We start from the raw sequence: 16,051 nt of genomic DNA on the forward strand, positions 1-16,051 counted from the left end.
TTAAACTTTATAGCATTTTATAATAATTCTTTAAATGCTTAATTTCAAAAACTCCTCCTCACAAGCTTTTATAAAATATGGCACATAAGAGCGATTTGCCTTTTTTTCCTTTAAATATTCTGCCATCAAATTTAAATAAAGCCCATAATCCTCCTCCGCCAAATTCCCCTTAATCAGCTCATATTTCAAAAAAAGCATATAGGTGTTTAAAACATCACTTTCGCAGTATTCGTGAATTTTTTCCATTTGATTTTGATAATAAAGGCTCATCACCTCAGCCCCGCTTACATCATATTTCCCCGGCAATCCAGCCATAGCACAAACGCTATCAAGCCTAAGGCGTCCCCCTAAACTCTCAAGCAAATCGCAATGCTTAAGCTCCGAAAATCTTGTCTTATAATTATTCCATTTATCTTGCGTATCTAAATAGGCACTTGCCCTAATATTATATTTTAAAGCTCTTAAAACAAACAAAGGGCAATCATAATTTTTCCCATTAAAGCTCACAAGCTTAGGCTCACTTTTATCGATAAAGGCGAAAAAATTTCTTAACATCTCTTTTTCATTTTCACCCTCGATTTTATTAACCTTAATAAATTTACCAAAATGATCCGCTATCACCGCACAAATACTGACGATTTTATGAAAAGGCAGGGGTAAAAACTCGCTTCCGTTTTGCTCTTTTTGCCACGCAAGTGCCTGTAAGCTTACCTCCTCATCGCTTCCTTCAAAACCTAAATTTTTTCTTATTAGCTCTACATCTGGCACACTTTCACAATCAAATATGCAAATATAACCTTCATTTTTCATCTTATTTAACCTTTTTTTAAACAACTTCGCTACAATCATAACAAAAAAATTAAAACTAGGTTTAAATGAAAATAGCAATTGTCCGCCTCTCTGCGCTTGGAGACATCATACAAAGTGCCATTGTTTTGCAATTTATCAAACAATTTCGCCAAGATATTGAAATTCACTGGTTTGTCGATGAAAGATTTAAAGAAATTTTAGAAAATCACCCGCACATCGATAAGCTTTACGCCCTACCCTTAAAGGATAAGAGATTTTTCTCTAGCCTTAAAATCGCCCTTGAAGCTAGGAAAAATCACTATGATTTTGTTTTAGACCTGCAAGGCTTGATGAAATCCGCTCTAGTTAGTCGCATTTTAAGTCATAATAATTTTGGCTTTGATAAAGACAGCCTTAAGGAAAGCTTTGCGCATAATTTTTATAATCAAAAACTTAGCATTGACTACGCAGAAAATGTTTTTGTGCGTTACCTTGCTTTAGCTGCATTTGCGCTTAATGCACCCTTTGAGCCTAAGGATATTTATTTTAAGCAGCCTATTTTTAAAGCCGATGAAGAGCTTAAAAACTCTTTAAAGCAAAGGTTTAATTTAAGCGAAAAAAACATTTTAATCCATGTTGGCTCAAGTGCGCAAAATAAAATCTACCCAATGACAAAGCTCGCCATACTTTGCAAACTTTTACTCCACTACGATGAAAAGCTTAAAATTTACCTTGCTTGGGGCAATGAAAAGGAAAAAATTCTAGCCAAAAGAGTGCTTTCTCTCAGCAAAATCGACAAAGAAAGCCTTATTTTACTTGATAAACTAAGCCTTAAAGAACTCATCGCCCTTACCCAGCTTTCAAGCCTCATAATAGGAAATGACAGCGGTCCTACTCATCTAGCTTTTGCGATGAATAAGCCCTCCATTACTATCTTTGGCGCAACTCCGCATTACCGCAATGCTTTTACAACAGAGATTAACAAAACCATCAGCACGGATAAAAAAATTTCCAATGTCAAGCACATCGACAAAAGCGATTTTTGCATTAGAAACATTGACGAGGAGGACATTTTTTCACTTGCTAAGGACCTTTTAGATGAGAGATAGGCTTTATCTTTTTTTATATTATTTACTTAGATTTTTAACGGCAATTTTGCCCGAATTTGTTCTGCAAAAATTAGGCTTAATGGTCGCTAAAATCACCTTTCATCTTAATAAAAAACACCGCAAAATCATCGACATCAATCTTCAACTTTGCTTCCCTCAAAAAGATCTAAAAGAAAGAGAGCAAATCGCCTTAAAAATCTATCAAAATTTCGCCAAATTTGGCTTAGACTGCATCCAAAATCGCTCCAGCACCAAAGAACAAATTCTTCAAAAAGTGCATTTTGACAATGAAGAAATTTTAAATAACGCCCTTAAAAGTCAAAGACCGCTCATATTAACAACAGCACATTATGGTAACTGGGAACTTTCTTCTTTGGCTTATGCGGCGAAATTTGGAAAAATGTCTATCGTAGGACGGGAGCTTGATAGCAAGGCTATGGATATTATTTTAAGTCAAAATAGAACACAATTTGACATCGAGCTTATCGACAAAAAAGGCGGACTTAAAAAAATGCTTAAAGCCCTCAAAAATCGCCGCACTTTAGGCATACTCACAGACCAAAATGCCGCACAAAATGAAAGTATGAGGCTTGAATTTTTTGGTAAGGAGGTCAATTATCAAATGGGAGCAAGTGTCATAGCAAAAAAAACAAATGCCCTTATTCTCCCCTCCTTTATCTACCAAAAAGACGGACTTTTTCACATTAAAAATTTCAAAGCGATGGACGCAGCGACACATAGCGTAGAAGAGCTGACAAAATACCAAGCTAAAAGCGTGGAAGAGATGATTAAATTTAAGCCTGATGAGTATTTTTTCTTTCATAAAAGATTTCGTAGCTTTAATGCTAACATTTACGAGGAGAAGAGATGAATCTTAAAGAAATTAGTGCGGTTTTAATCGTCAAAAATGCCACCAAAACGCTAAAAGAATGCTTAAATTCCCTAAAAGAATTTGGTGAGATTGTGCTTTTGGATAATCAAAGTGATGATGATACACTTCAAATCGCAAAAGACTTCGCAAAAGATTTCCCTAATATACGCATAGAACAAAGTGAATTTATAGGCTTTGGAGCGCTTAAAAATAAGGCAATTAGCTATGCAACAAAGGAGTGGATTTTCAGTATTGATGCTGATGAAGTGCTAGAATATGAAGCCTTAAAAGAGCTTGAAAAGCTTGATTTAAAAACGCATCACATCGTAGCCTTTGCTAGGAAAAATTTATACCGTGGGGAGTGGATAAAAGCCTGTGGCTGGCATCCTGATTTTGTTTTGCGTTTATTTCACAAAAGCTACACAAAATTTAATGATAACTTAGTCCATGAAAGCCTTATTTTGCCTCCAAATGCAGAAAAAATTTATCTTAAAAATGCCCTTAGGCATTATGCTTTTAGCGGAATTTATGACTTACTTGAAAAATGCCAACGCTACTCTCAACTTTACGCCGAGCAAAACTTACACAAAAAAAGCTCTATATTTAAAGCACTCACGCACGGATTGTGGAAATTTCATAGGGATTATTTTTTCAAAAAAGGCATTTTTTATGGCTATAAGGGCTTTATCATTAGCCTTTGTAATGGGCTTGGAGCATTTTTTAAATATGCTAAACTTTATGAGTTTCAAAATAAAAAACCAAGTGTGGCTTTAATTATCACGACCTATAATAGCCCCACCTACCTAAAAGCCGTGCTTGAAAGCGTGATGAAACAAAACACTATGCCAAATGAAATTTTAATCGCTGATGATGGAAGCACGGAGGAAACGGCAAATTTAATTAAAGAATTTCAAAACAAATTTAGTATGCCCCTAAAACACATTTGGCAAGAAGACAAAGGATTTAGAGCTGCAAAAAGTCGTAATAATGCCGCTAAAAAGGCGATAAGTGAGTATATCATCATCATAGACGGGGATATGGTTTTAGAAGAAAATTTCATCAAAGACCACTTAGATTTTGCAAAAAAAGGCGTACTGTTACAAGGCTCAAGAGTGATTTTAGATGCGACTAAGAGCCAAGATATACTAAGGGGGGGGCATTATGGATAGGCTTAAGAGAAACTTTATCCTTTCAAAAATTTATTATCATTTTTCTAAGATTAGGGCAGATTTTTTTGACAAAAAAGACTTTATTAAGGGTGTTCGTAGTTGCAATATGAGTTTTTTTAAGAGTGATTTTGACGCCATTTGTGGCTTTAATGAAAAATTTGGTGGCTGGGGTAGAGAAGATAGTGAATTTGTAGCAAGATTTTTATTTAATGGCGGAGAGTTTAGAAGAGTGAAATTTAAGGCTTTAGCGTATCATCTTTATCATAAAGAAAATGATAAGGCTTGTTTAGATGAAAACCATCAGCTTTATCTAAAAACTATCAAAGAAAGAAGGATAACTTGGAAAGAAAAAAGATAGTCCTGCTTATAGGCGATATCACTACCGGGGGGGGGTTCTGAGAGAGTTGTAAGTCATCTGGCTAATGCTTTTTGCGAATTTTACGAAGTGGAGCTTTTGAGCATTTATAAAGCAAATGAAACACCCACTTTTGCCCTTGATGATAGAATCAAACTTAGCTTTTTACATTTTAAAGAGCGAAAAAGAGTAAGAACCTTTTTTTATAAACTCATCGATAAATTTTACGAAAGCTATCTTTTAAAACAAAAATGCAAAGAAGCAGATATTATCATTTATAATAACTGCCCTCATTATCCCTTATTTAAAAATAAAAATACGCATTATTTATATATACTTCACGAAAGGCAAAAAAAATTTAGAACAAAATATAAGCATTATGACGCACTCATCGCCATTAATTTGAAGCAAAAAGCTCTTTTAGAAAAACATCATAAAAATGTAATTTATATCCCAAATTTTTTGCCTAAAATTCCGGATGTAATAACAAATCATCAACAAAAAGTCGTTTTATACTTAGGGCGTTTTTCTAAGGAAAAAGGGGTTTTAAGACTCATTGATATTTGGAAAAAGGTGCAAGAAGAAGCTAAATTTAGAGAGTGGAATTTAGTTTTTGTAGGGGATGGGGTGCTAAAAGAAGCGATGCAAGATAAAATCAATAAGCTAAATCTAAACGACACTATCATCATCAAAGGCTTTACTAACGATGTGGAAAAAGAGTATTTGGGTGCTAGCATTTATGCGATGAGTAGTTATAATGAGGGCTTTGGTATGGTGCTGATAGAAAGCGCCTCTTATGGCTTACCTAGCGTAGCCTTTGACATTGCTGGATTAAGCGACATTATAGAAAATGAAAAAAGTGGTTTTTTAATCGAAGATGATGATTTAAAAGATTACGCTGATAAGCTTCAAATTTTAATGCGTGATGAAAATTTAAGAAAAACTATGGGAGAAAATGCCAAACAAATCGTAAAGAAACGCTTTTCAAAGGAAATTATCCTTAAAAAATGGCAAGATTTATTTGCCTCTTTAAAATGAAAAGTTAAAATCAATGCAAATTTAGCCTAATCTTTCTTTTTAAGATAATAAATTAAGGCTGAATTCTCACCAAAATCTACGCTAAAACGCAGGGGTAAAATTTTCATATAAGTCTCGCTTTTTGCTTTAAGCAAGTCCGTTTTAACTATATCTTTGACGCTGATTTTAGCACTGATAAAACACTCACCAAGCTCATCTTTATGGGAATTTAAAAAAGCAAGTTGTTCCATTTTACTTGGTTCGATTAAGCCTAACTCATTTCGCGCGAAATTGCTTAAATCTTTTTGTGTATAGGGAATTTCGCAAGCATACTCACTTACCCTATTTTCGCTTTTTGTCATTGCTAAAGAGATATTTTGACTTTGATGAAAGAGAACGAAGTTTTTACTTGAAAGCTCCGCCCAAAAGATAAATTCCTCTAGGGCAAAGCATTTCAAGCTAAGAAAGATTAATAAGCAAACAATTCTTTCCACTTGTCTGCATCGATTTTAAGTTCTAAATTTACCCTATAAAGTCCTTGATTAAAATTCTCATCAATGATACTAGCATTTTTGATAAGTCCATTAACCTGTGCTGTGATAGTTGAACTTCTTAACATAGCGTCTTTAACTGTGTCTTTACCATTGACTTTTACACCATAAAGCTTACTCGCAAGCTGTCTATAAGCATCTGTAATCGCTGCTCTTTTAGCTAAAGCTAAAGCTTGAGCAGAAGAAACAGTGTTTAAAGGAGCTATCCCCTCGCCCACAGCCGTAAAGCTTAATTCGCTCTCACTTGCATCTGGAGCTAACATCTTCTCTTCTCTAATAATGTCGCGCACATCGTCTTTATCGACTTTTTGCACGACTACATCAGAGCTTCCACCACTTGCATCTGCGGTTTTATTAGTCTTCGCAGTGCTTGTTGCACTTGGGACACAGCCACCAAAAATTGCTGCTACAAGGAGCATAAAAAACAAATTTTTCATTTTACACCTTCAAAATATTGTAATATGACTATGAGAAAGCAAAAAGCGTTCCAAGTCTATTCTAAGCTTAGATTAACATCTTCTTCGATGTCCTCTTCTTCACTTTCCTTAGGACATTTAGCTATGCTAACCACCTCATCATTTTCAACATTAACGACAATCACACCACTCGTATTACGACCCGCTTTTCTTATGCTATGCATATCTACGCGTATCATTTTACCACTGCTTGTAAGTGCCATTAAATCCATACTTTCATCAACGATAACCACGCCAACAAGCTCTTTGGTTTTATCAGTGAGCTTCATACAAATGACGCCCTTGCCGCCGCGACTTTGCAAACGATACTCACCTGCATTAGTGCGTTTGCCTATACCTTTGGCACTCACGCTTAAAATTTCTTGCTCATCATTTTCTATGACAACCGCACCGACTAACTCGTCATTTTTCTCTTTAAATTTAATCGCCGTTACACCACGACTCACACGGCCAATCTCACGCACCTTAGCAAGTGGGAATTTAATGCACATCCCCTTTTTGGTTACCGCAAAGAGCATTTTGCCTTTTACACTCTCATCACTTTCTAAATTTGTAAGCGTTTCGTTTTCTAAATCTTCCTCAGTATCTTTAGAGAAAATTTCATTTTCATCTCTTTCTACGATGATAGCCGTTACAAGCTCATCATTTTCGTCCAAATTAATCGCCCTAACGCCTACGCTTCTTATATTTTGATACTCACTTAAATTTGTGCGTTTAACGATACCATTTTTCGTAAAGAAGCATAAAGATTTACTCTCATCAAAATCAGTCGTAGGGATAATCGCCATAATCTTTTCTTCCGCTTGTAAATTGATAAGATTAACCACAGCTTTACCCTTAGCTGTGCGTGAGCCTTCAGGGATTTTATAGACCTTTAGCCAGTAAAGCTGCCCCTTATCCGTTACAAACATTAGCGTATCATGCGTGTTTGCCGTAAAAAAGCTTTCGATAAAGTCATCATCATAAGTTGTAACGGCTAATTTTCCTTTACCACCTCTTTTTTGCTTTTCATACTGCTTACTTGGCACTCTTTTAATATAGCCACGATGGGTGATAGTTACGACCATATTTTCATTAGGAATTAAATCCTCCACATCAATATCATCATAATCATCTTCAATCTGCGTAATACGCGGCACATCAAATTTAGCCCTAATTTCTTTTAATTCTTCACGGATTAAGTCCTCAAGCAAGGCTTCGCTTTTTAAAATTTCATCAAGTCTTGCAATTTCTTTAAGTAATTCTGCCAATTCATTTTCTATCTTTTCACGCTCAAGTCCTGTCAAACGCCCTAATTTCATATCTAAAATGGCATTTGCTTGCAATTCACTCAAGCCAAATTTAGCCACTAAACCTTCACGCGCAGCGTTATTATCCGCACTATTTTTAATTAAAGCTATCACTTCATCTATATTATCTAAGGCGATTTTAAGCCCCTCTAAAATATGTGCTCTAGCTCTTGCTTTTTGAAGTTCATAAATGGTGCGTCTTATAATGACGGTTTTTCTATGGGTTAAAAATAAATTTAAAAGCTCAATCAGTGAGAAAATTTTCGGCTCTTTATTATGAATAGCTAGCATTATCACGCCAAAAGTGCTTTCCATAGTGGTAGATTTAAAAAGATTATTCAGCACTATCTCGCTCATCGCATCGCGTTTAAGCTCAATGACTACGCGAATCCCCTCCCTATCACTCTCATCTCTTACCTCAGCTATGCCCTCAATTTGTTTTTCTTTGACAAGCTCGGCAATTTGCTCTATAAGTCTTGCTTTATTTGTTTGATAAGGAAGCTCATCGATGACTATAATGTCTTTATTTGCCCTTTTTTCAATGTGAGTTTTAGCACGGATTTTTACCCTACCTCTACCCATGCGATACGCATCAATTATGCCCTTTTTACCATAAATAATCCCAGCCGTTGGGAAATCAGGTCCTTTGATAAATTGCATAATCTCTTCTAAACTTGCTTCTTTATTATCTAGCAAGTATAAAAGCCCATCGACAAGCTCATTAAGACTATGCGGAGGGATATTTGTCGCCATACCCACAGCAATGCCACTAGAGCCATTTAAAAGCAAATTTGGAACACGACTTGGTAAAACATCAGGCTCTTGCATAGAATCGTCATAATTTGGGACGAAATCCACCGTGTCCTTATCGATGTCCCTTAAAAGCTCCTCCGCTAAAATGGTCATTCTAGCTTCAGTGTAACGCATTGCCGCAGCACCATCTCCGTCAATCGAGCCGAAATTTCCTTGCCCATCAACACTTGGATAACGCATAGAAAAGCTTTGAGCCATTCTCACAAGTGCATCATAAACGGCTATATCGCCGTGAGGGTGGTATTTACCGATGACATCACCCACAATACGAGCAGATTTTTTATAGGCACTACGACTTCCTACACCCAAATCATTCATCGCATAAAGTATGCGTCTATGCACGGGCTTTAAGCCGTCTCTTGCATCAGGCAAAGCACGCCCGATAATCACACTCATAGAATAATCTAAATAGCTACTCTTAATCGAATCTTCAATATCGATGATTTGAGTATCGGAGTCTTTGTTAAAAAGATTTTCCATAAAATTCCTTTTGTTATAAAAAAATTATTTTAGCAAATTAATCTTTCGCATCAGCTAAAACTAAAGCAAAAAGCACAGAAATTTTGTTTTTTTCTAAAATTTTTTTAGCTTCAAGTATGCTAGAGCCAGTTGTTACAATATCATCGACTAAAATCACAGGATATTTAATTTCTTTTAAAAGCTTAAAATTTCTTTTATTTTTGCGTCTAAAATCTAAGCTTTTTCCACTATATTTAATCTTATTTTGTGCTTGTAAGGCGTGAAAAAGTGGCTGAATAAAAGGAGATTTTAAAGCCTTAGTTAAAATAGCTGCGTGAGAATAAAGCCCCTTTTCTACCCTATCATCGAGCGCTATGGCGTTTAGCTTAGTTTGAGGCTTAAAAATTTGATGAAAATTCGCAAAAGTTAATTTTGCAAGAAATTTAAAGACAAAATAGCCATAAAATTGATGTTTAGAATGAAGTAAATGTTTAATGTCGCTATATTTATAAAAATAATAAACCTTAAAGTCGTTTTCTAGCTTTCTCACTCCCCAGCTTTGCTCACTTAGCTCTTTTAAGCAACTATCGCAAAAGGCTAGAAGAGTGAAAGAGTGGCAGTTAATGCACCTCACAGAGAAGAGATTAAACTCGCGGCTTTATTTGCCATTTGTTTAATTAATAAATGCGTATAAAAAGATAAATCACTTAAATTTTCAAAGCCTTTCACATCTTGCTTGGTTCTTAGTGTGAATTTTTTATCGCGATTAATGTCATTTAAGCTCAACACGCCGATCAATCTTGAGTGAAGCCCTAAACTATCTTGCTTAGAAGTAAATCCAGAAAAAGATAAATTAACCTTAATTACATAAGGAGAGTTTTTGTCATTACTATCAAGCACCACAATACCCCTTGCCTCAAGTTCTTGCTTAAGATAAGTGTAAAAAATCGCATTGAAATTTAAGTCGATGTAATATTTTTGATTTTTAATATAAACTACTTTTTGCTCTTCTTTTAAGTCATAAAAGCGGTGCAAATACACTTTTTTCAAAGCCACGCCCGTATCAAGCGTCCTTTTATCCGCACAACAATTAATCCCCATATCGCTAATATATAAAAGTCCTTTGATCTTCGCTTCAAAACCTTGTGCGCTATCACAAGGATAACATTTGGTATTTTTAGAGATTTGATTGACCTGAGCGAAAGTATCTTGCTTTGCCGAACAACCCGCAAAAATTAAAAGTGCAAATAAAGCTAACAAGTAGTTTTTCATCATTTTTTATCCTTTTAAAATTCAAATTTTCAAATTGTATTTAAAAAGTTAGCAAATTTCAAGGTTTTTTATAATCGATTTAAAAAATTTAATTAAAATTTGTGCTTTTAAGTTTGATTATAAAGATATAAAATGAAAAAATCACTTTTTGGATATGGAAAAACAACAAAGGCTATCGCTCAAACCTTAGCACAAAAAATGGGAACTTTTAGCATTTATGATGATAGCTTTAAAGAAAAAAGCTTTGATGAATTTGGCAATGAGCTTTTACCCGTCAGTGCTTTTGAGCCTAAAAATAGCGAGCTTGAAATCCCAAGTCCGGGCTTTCCCCCTACGCATAAACTCATTAAAGAAGCGAGGAATTTACAAAGCGAGTATGATTTTTTCTACGATATTATGCCTAAAAGCGTATGGATAAGTGGGACAAATGGCAAAACGACCACTACGCAAATGACAGGACATCTCCTCAACGCACAAATAGGCGGAAATGTCGGCACTCCCTTAGCTTTGCTTGATCCTTTTGCAAAAATTTGGATTTTAGAAACCTCCTCTTTTACCTTGCACTATACTAAGACCGCAAAGCCTGAAATTTACGCACTTTTACCTATAAATAAAGACCATTTATCTTGGCACGGGAGCTTTGAAAATTATGTCAAGGCAAAACTAAGCGTCTTAGAAAGAATGAATGAAAATAATGTCGCCATTTTGCCAAAAATGTATGCAAATACCCCTACAAAAGCCCATATTATAAGCTATGAAGATGAAGTTGAGCTGGCTAAAAAAATGGAGATTGATTTAAATCAAATTGCCTTTAAACCGCCCTTTTTGCTTGACGCACTCATCGCTTTAAGCATAGAAAAAATTTTGCTTGATAGCCTAAGTTATGAGCTTTTAAATGGCTTTGTAATGGAAAAAAACAAACTTGAAGAGCTACTTGATACGCAAAATAGACTTTGGGTTAATGACACTAAAGCCACAAACCAAGCAGCGGTTATGGAGGCACTTAAACGCTATCAATTTCAAAAAATCCATCTCATCATAGGTGGCGATGATAAGGGAGTGGATTTAAGCGACTTATTTTCCTTTATGCAGGGTTTAAACATTGAGCTTTACGCCATAGGTGTAAGCTGTGAAACAATGATGGCTTACGCAAAAAAATTTAAATTAAACGCTACAAAATGTGAGTTTTTACCAAAGGCTGTGGAGGAAATTTCAAAAAAACTTAAAGTGGGTGAAGTGGCTCTTTTAAGTCCTGCTTGTGCGAGTTTGGATCAGTTTAGCTCCTATTTAGAAAGGGGCGAGTGCTTTAAAAAAAGCATAGCAAATTTGTAAGGAATAAAATGGAAAAATTAGAAAAAGGTGGGGTGATTTGGTTTAGCGGTTTAGCAGGAAGTGGGAAAAGCTTTTTAGCGGAGGCACTTTGTAAAAAATTACGCACAAAACTTCACAATGTCATTTATTTAGACGGCGATGAATTAAGAGAGCTTTTAGGGCATTTTGGCTATGACAAGGCTTCAAGACTTGAGGTTTCTTTTAAGCGTTCTAAATTTGCTCACTTTTTAAGTGAGCAAAATATGCTAGTCATTGTCAGCGCTATTTCAATGTGGGACGAAATTTATGAATTTAACCGCAAACATTTAAAAAACTATTTTGAAATTTATATTAAATGCGATTTTGAAGAGCTAAAAAGACGCGATAAAAAGGGGCTTTATAGTGGTGCTTTAAGCGGAGAAATTCAAAATGTCGTGGGCGTGGATATCCCCTTTGAAGAGCCAAAACCTCATTTAATCATAGATAATAGTGAGCTAAATAAAGCAGATGAAAAGATAAAACTTATCTTAAATACACTAGGTTTTAAGGATTAAAATGCAAAATTTACTCTCAAACTTCAAAGCAAAACAAGCTGGAATTTTACTAAATGCTCTTCAAAAAGCTAATGATGAGGAATTTTCTCGTTTTGTTTTAGAAAATATAGACGCCATTAGCGCGTGGCTTCATAGTGAGGAATTTGAAAAAGAACATTTGCAAAAGCCCTTTCCTCCACTTTTAAATCCTAAATTTTTAGAACTTGAGTCTTCAAGGTATTGTGCGAATTTAGCGTGGAATTTAAATTTGCCTCTTAGTATTGCTGGGGGGGGGGGGGGCGAACGCCTCAAACTCATTTATATCTCGCCTCACGGAGTAGGAGCGGCGGCTTTTGTTGGCTATCTTTATTTCTGCGATGTTTTTTGCCAACCTTCTTGGAATATGCCCCTTGATTCAAAAGAGCGTTATATCGAGTATTTCACTTATTTAAGCGAGGGGAAATATCAATACTATGGGGTTAATATTAGCGAATTTGGTGTTAAAGATATGGAAAAATATCTGTATTTATTAGGCGAGGATACGCCAGTAATCATTGGCACAAGAGATAGCATAGGCATTTTAAAGCATTGCATAGGGCGTAACTGGGATAAGCATATTGTAAGTTTTAACCAAGAATTTAATCTTAGCCACGATTTTAGAGACTATACTAGACATATCACCCATAAAGATATGGAGATAAAGATCGATTTTAAGGACCTTGAAAACTCTTTCACTAGCACGAAAATCCTGCCTTTTTTTCACAATATCACACCTATTGATTGTGAGGAAATTCTGCCTCATAAAGCCCTTGAAACGATGCAAAAATTAGCGGCTAAATTTCATTTTAATCCACCCAAAAATAAAACATATTTTCAAAATTATGAATTTAAGGGCTATTTGCGTTATATTCTGCCACTAATCCTTTATGCCAATGAGAAAGACCCTATTTTTAGCCTTGGAAAAAGTGTGAAAGAAACGCCACTTGATAGGGAAAATAGCTTTGTTTTTATCATTAATCAAAACTCAGAAACTTATGAAGAATATGAAAATATCTTTAAAGAACTAAGTGATGACCCCATTTCTCAAAATTTGGGAGTCTATGTAAAAAAAGAGGATTTAAAACGCATCGATAAAGAATTTTACGCAAAAATTAAGGGGTATTTGAGTGAATTTATCGCAGAAATTATTAGAGTTACAAAAGAGGCGGAGGAGAAAATTTTAAAAGAAAAAGATGTTTTAGCCTTTTTGAAAGAGCATAGGGAGATTAGCTTAAAATTTAAAAAAATGTGTGATGAAGAACTAAAATATTTTAAGCAAAATCACCCTGATTTAGTGAATTCTTGGCATTATTATAAGGAATTTGAAAAGCTTTGCGAAACTTTTGCTATTAACTAAAAATTGACTAAATATTAATAAAAAATGCTAAAATACAAGGAAAAAAGGACTGCCTATGCAAACTCAACCTAATATGTTTTTAAACAGAGAGCTTTCTTGGCTTCGCTTTAATTCTCGCGTTTTAGACCAGTGCAGTAGGGACCTGCCCATGCTTGAAAGATTGAAATTTATAGCCATTTATTGCACGAATTTGGACGAGTTTTATATGATAAGAGTGGCGGGGCTTAAGCAACTTTTTAGTGCGGGAGTCAATGCAAGCAGCAGTGATGAAATGTCTCCTTTAACGCAGCTTAAAGAAATTCGTAAATATCTGCACGAAGAAAAAAAGCTTTTGGAAAAATATTTTCATCAAATTATTAATGAACTTTCAAGTGAGAATTTGTTTATCAAATCTTACGAAGAACTTAGTAGCGAACTAAAAGCTAAATGCGATGAGTATTTTTTCTCAAATATCTTCCCCGTTATCGTGCCTATCGCCGTGGATGCGACTCACCCCTTTCCGCACCTTAACAATCTTTCTTTTTCTTTGGCGGTTAAAATTTGTGATAAATCTAATCCTGAGCTGATTAAATTTGGCATGATACGCATTCCTAGAATTTTACCTCGCTTTTATGAGGTCAATTCCAACACCTATGTCCCCATAGAAAGCATAGTTAAACAACACGCAGAGGAAATTTTCCCGGGCTTTAAGCTCCTAGCTTCGACTGCCTTTAGGGTTACAAGAAATGCTGACATTATCATAGAGGAAGAAGAGGCAGATGATTTTATGCTTATTTTAGAGCAAGGACTTAAACTGCGTAGAAAAGGGGCTTTTGTGCGTCTTCAAATCGAAGAAAACGCCGATACACAGATTTTAGAATTTCTTCACACTCACACGAAAATTTTTCATAAAGATGTGTATGAATACTCCATCTTGCTTAATCTCCCATCCCTTTGGCAAATCGTAGGAAATAAGGCTTTCACACATCTTTTAAGCCCTCTTTACACGCCAAAAACCTTGCCGCCTTTTGATGAGAATTTATCCATTTTTGAAGCCATTGATAAAGAAGATGTTTTGATAATCCAACCTTTTGAAAGCTTTGATCCTGTTTATAAATTCATAAAAGAGGCAAGTGATGATCCTGATGTGATTTCTATAAGAATCACCCTTTATAGAGTAGAAAAAAATTCAAACATCGTCCAAGCTCTAATAGACGCCGCTAGCGAGGGTAAGCAAGTAACCGTAATGGTCGAGCTAAAAGCACGCTTTGATGAAGAAAATAACCTCCACTGGGCTAAAGCCTTAGAAAATGCTGGCGCGCATGTCATTTATGGAATCACAGGTTTTAAGGTGCATGCTAAGGTTTCTCAAGTGATTCGAAAAAATGGGGATAAGCTTAAATTTTATATGCATCTTAGCACAGGTAATTATAATGCCTCAAGTGCAAAAATTTACACCGATGTGAGCTATTTTACCTCAAGAACGGAATTTGCTAAAGATACAACAAGCTTTTTTCACATACTTTCAGGCTTTAGTAAAAATCGCCGTCTAGAAAGCCTTGCAATGAGCCCTAATCAAATCAAAGAACAAATTTTAAAAATGATAAAGCTTGAAAGCGAGAAGGGGAGTGAAGGAGTTATCATCGCTAAAATGAATTCGCTAGTTGATGCTGATGTCATCGGTGCCTTATATGAAGCCTCTTGCAAAGGAGTGCAAATCGATCTAATCGTGCGTGGAATTTGCTGCCTTCGTCCTCATACAGAATATAGCAAAAATATACGCGTTAGAAGCATAGTGGGTAAATATTTAGAGCATGCTAGAATTTTTTATTTTAAACATAGTAGTCCAAATTATTTTATCTCAAGTGCAGATTGGATGCCTAGAAATTTAGAAAGAAGACTTGAACTTATGACGCCTATTTATGATGAGCGTTCCAAAACCAAACTTGCACAATTTTTAAAGCTAGAGCTTAATGACAATGCCCTAACCTACGAGCTTAAAGAAGATGGAGAATATCACAAACTTACGCCAAAAGAAAAAGATAAAATCATCGATTCTCAACAAACCCTAGAAGAAATTGTGAGTAAAATTTACAAAACCATACAAAAAGAAAATGACGAAAGTAAAGCAACTCACCTAGCTTCCAAACTTTTCAAGGAGAATTAAAGCTCCTTGATTAAATTTTTACAAGCACAAGAAATGATCTCATAAGTCTCGTCAAAATTCCCACTATACCAAGGGTCAGGCACTTCATCATAGCCTAAATTTTTAGCAAAATCTGTCATTTTTTTGAGTTTCAATTCCACATTTTGATAACAACGCTTCACATTTCGCAAATTCATACTATCCATAACGATAATTAGCTCATTTTCATCGCACATTTTTTGCGTTAATTTTTTACTGATGAAATTCTTGGCTTTGATATTTTTAGCATTAAGCTTATTTTTCGTGCCTTGATGCATACTTTCGCCATTATGCTCCTCCGAAGTGCCAGCACTCGAAATTTTAAATTCGCCCTCCCTACCCTCTTTTTCTAACAAATCCTTCATCACAAATTCAGCCATAGGGGAACGACAAATATTTCCCAAGCATACAAAAATAATTTTTTTCATCTTAGCCCCTTAAAAAACTTTATCTTACAACAAATCCCTAAATTGAAAA

Annotated in this window: 14 protein-coding genes and 1 pseudogene; 8 read left to right on the forward strand and 7 right to left on the reverse strand. The window is 35.2% G+C overall.

Annotated features, from left to right (window positions below; genetic code table 11):
* Window positions 1-30: 30 nt before the first annotated feature.
* Complete coding sequence (locus NYG92_RS00590; protein WP_027303553.1) at window positions 31-810, reverse strand: 3'-5' exonuclease; 780 nt, start codon at window positions 808-810, stop codon at window positions 31-33.
* A gap of 65 nt (window positions 811-875) precedes the next feature.
* On the opposite strand from NYG92_RS00590, the gene waaC reads away from it, so the two are divergent.
* The 4 genes and pseudogenes from waaC to NYG92_RS00610 all read left to right on the forward strand — a co-directional run bounded on the left by waaC (window position 876) and on the right by NYG92_RS00610 (window position 5,331).
* Window positions 876-1,898: a lipopolysaccharide heptosyltransferase I gene (gene waaC, locus NYG92_RS00595; RefSeq protein WP_270965853.1), complete on the forward strand. Its 1,023-nt coding sequence runs from the start codon at window positions 876-878 to the stop codon at window positions 1,896-1,898.
* Window positions 1,888-2,769, forward strand: coding sequence for a lipid A biosynthesis lauroyl acyltransferase (locus NYG92_RS00600; protein ID WP_289233211.1), 882 nt, complete (start codon window positions 1,888-1,890; stop codon window positions 2,767-2,769). The genes waaC and NYG92_RS00600 overlap by 11 nt, the downstream gene beginning before the upstream one ends.
* Window positions 2,766-4,296 (forward strand): annotated as a pseudogene (locus NYG92_RS00605) (glycosyltransferase family 2 protein). Before NYG92_RS00600 ends, NYG92_RS00605 begins: the two are co-directional and overlap by 4 nt.
* Before the next feature lie 96 nt (window positions 4,297-4,392).
* Window positions 4,393-5,331 (forward strand): glycosyltransferase, encoded by a 939-nt coding sequence (locus NYG92_RS00610; RefSeq protein WP_432264793.1) that lies wholly within the window; start codon window positions 4,393-4,395, stop codon window positions 5,329-5,331.
* A 26-nt stretch (window positions 5,332-5,357) separates the two neighbouring features.
* Here NYG92_RS00610 and NYG92_RS00615 read toward each other — a convergent pair whose 3' ends face one another.
* The 5 genes from NYG92_RS00615 to mapA are packed head-to-tail and all read right to left on the reverse strand — an operon-like array spanning window position 5,358 to window position 10,173.
* Complete coding sequence (locus NYG92_RS00615) at window positions 5,358-5,804, reverse strand: hypothetical protein (protein WP_289233213.1); 447 nt, start codon at window positions 5,802-5,804, stop codon at window positions 5,358-5,360.
* Window positions 5,780-6,298 carry a flagellar assembly lipoprotein FlgP gene (gene flgP, locus NYG92_RS00620; protein WP_147734654.1) on the reverse strand — a complete coding sequence of 173 codons (519 nt, stop codon included), beginning with the start codon at window positions 6,296-6,298 and terminating at the stop codon, window positions 5,780-5,782. Before flgP ends, NYG92_RS00615 begins: the two co-directional genes overlap by 25 nt.
* 56 nt (window positions 6,299-6,354) lie before the next feature.
* Entirely contained in the window at window positions 6,355-8,919 is a 2,565-nt protein-coding gene (gene gyrA, locus NYG92_RS00625; RefSeq protein ID WP_289233214.1) for a DNA topoisomerase (ATP-hydrolyzing) subunit A, read from the reverse strand.
* 37 nt (window positions 8,920-8,956) lie between these two features.
* On the reverse strand, window positions 8,957-9,532 hold the full coding sequence (locus NYG92_RS00630) for a ComF family protein (protein ID WP_270965858.1): 576 nt from the start codon (window positions 9,530-9,532) through the stop codon (window positions 8,957-8,959).
* The gene (gene mapA, locus NYG92_RS00635; protein WP_270965859.1) at window positions 9,529-10,173 is read right to left on the reverse strand and encodes an outer membrane lipoprotein MapA; all 645 of its coding nucleotides are present in this window, start codon (window positions 10,171-10,173) and stop codon (window positions 9,529-9,531) included. The genes NYG92_RS00630 and mapA overlap by 4 nt, the downstream gene beginning before the upstream one ends.
* Window positions 10,174-10,302: 129 nt before the next feature.
* Between mapA and murD the strand changes: the two genes are divergently transcribed.
* The 4 genes from murD to NYG92_RS00655 are packed head-to-tail and all read left to right on the forward strand — an operon-like array spanning window position 10,303 to window position 15,556.
* Entirely contained in the window at window positions 10,303-11,502 is a 1,200-nt protein-coding gene (murD, locus tag NYG92_RS00640; protein WP_270976316.1) for a UDP-N-acetylmuramoyl-L-alanine--D-glutamate ligase, read from the forward strand.
* A gap of 8 nt (window positions 11,503-11,510) precedes the next feature.
* Entirely contained in the window at window positions 11,511-12,035 is a 525-nt protein-coding gene (locus tag NYG92_RS00645) for an adenylyl-sulfate kinase (RefSeq protein WP_270970731.1), read from the forward strand.
* A gap of 1 nt (window position 12,036) precedes the next feature.
* Window positions 12,037-13,410 carry a DUF2972 domain-containing protein gene (locus NYG92_RS00650; protein WP_289233215.1) on the forward strand — a complete coding sequence of 458 codons (1,374 nt, stop codon included), beginning with the start codon at window positions 12,037-12,039 and terminating at the stop codon, window positions 13,408-13,410.
* 55 nt (window positions 13,411-13,465) lie between these two features.
* On the forward strand, window positions 13,466-15,556 hold the full coding sequence (locus NYG92_RS00655; protein WP_289233216.1) for an RNA degradosome polyphosphate kinase: 2,091 nt from the start codon (window positions 13,466-13,468) through the stop codon (window positions 15,554-15,556).
* Here NYG92_RS00655 and NYG92_RS00660 read toward each other — a convergent pair.
* Window positions 15,553-16,002, reverse strand: a complete 450-nt coding sequence (locus NYG92_RS00660) for a low molecular weight protein-tyrosine-phosphatase (RefSeq protein ID WP_289233217.1) — start codon at window positions 16,000-16,002, stop codon at window positions 15,553-15,555. The genes NYG92_RS00655 and NYG92_RS00660 overlap by 4 nt on opposite strands.
* Window positions 16,003-16,051: the final 49 nt, after the last annotated feature.

This window comes from Campylobacter felis (assembly GCF_030250085.1).
Classification (GTDB): Bacteria; Campylobacterota; Campylobacteria; order Campylobacterales; family Campylobacteraceae; genus Campylobacter_D; species Campylobacter_D upsaliensis.

What these genes read in the sequence shown, in the direction of transcription:
- NYG92_RS00590 (WP_027303553.1), bottom strand. Translation starts at nt 810, where the DNA reads ATGAAAAATGAAGGTTATATTTGCATATTTGATTGTGAAAGTGTGCCA.
- NYG92_RS00655 (WP_289233216.1), top strand. Translation starts at nt 13,466, where the DNA reads ATGCAAACTCAACCTAATATGTTTTTAAACAGAGAGCTTTCTTGGCTT.
- flgP (WP_147734654.1), bottom strand. Translation starts at nt 6,298, where the DNA reads ATGAAAAATTTGTTTTTTATGCTCCTTGTAGCAGCAATTTTTGGTGGC.
- gyrA (WP_289233214.1), bottom strand. Translation starts at nt 8,919, where the DNA reads ATGGAAAATCTTTTTAACAAAGACTCCGATACTCAAATCATCGATATT.
- NYG92_RS00600 (WP_289233211.1), top strand. Translation starts at nt 1,888, where the DNA reads ATGAGAGATAGGCTTTATCTTTTTTTATATTATTTACTTAGATTTTTA.
- NYG92_RS00660 (WP_289233217.1), bottom strand. Translation starts at nt 16,002, where the DNA reads ATGAAAAAAATTATTTTTGTATGCTTGGGAAATATTTGTCGTTCCCCT.
- mapA (WP_270965859.1), bottom strand. Translation starts at nt 10,173, where the DNA reads ATGATGAAAAACTACTTGTTAGCTTTATTTGCACTTTTAATTTTTGCG.
- murD (WP_270976316.1), top strand. Translation starts at nt 10,303, where the DNA reads ATGAAAAAATCACTTTTTGGATATGGAAAAACAACAAAGGCTATCGCT.
- NYG92_RS00645 (WP_270970731.1), top strand. Translation starts at nt 11,511, where the DNA reads ATGGAAAAATTAGAAAAAGGTGGGGTGATTTGGTTTAGCGGTTTAGCA.
- NYG92_RS00650 (WP_289233215.1), top strand. Translation starts at nt 12,037, where the DNA reads ATGCAAAATTTACTCTCAAACTTCAAAGCAAAACAAGCTGGAATTTTA.
- waaC (WP_270965853.1), top strand. Translation starts at nt 876, where the DNA reads ATGAAAATAGCAATTGTCCGCCTCTCTGCGCTTGGAGACATCATACAA.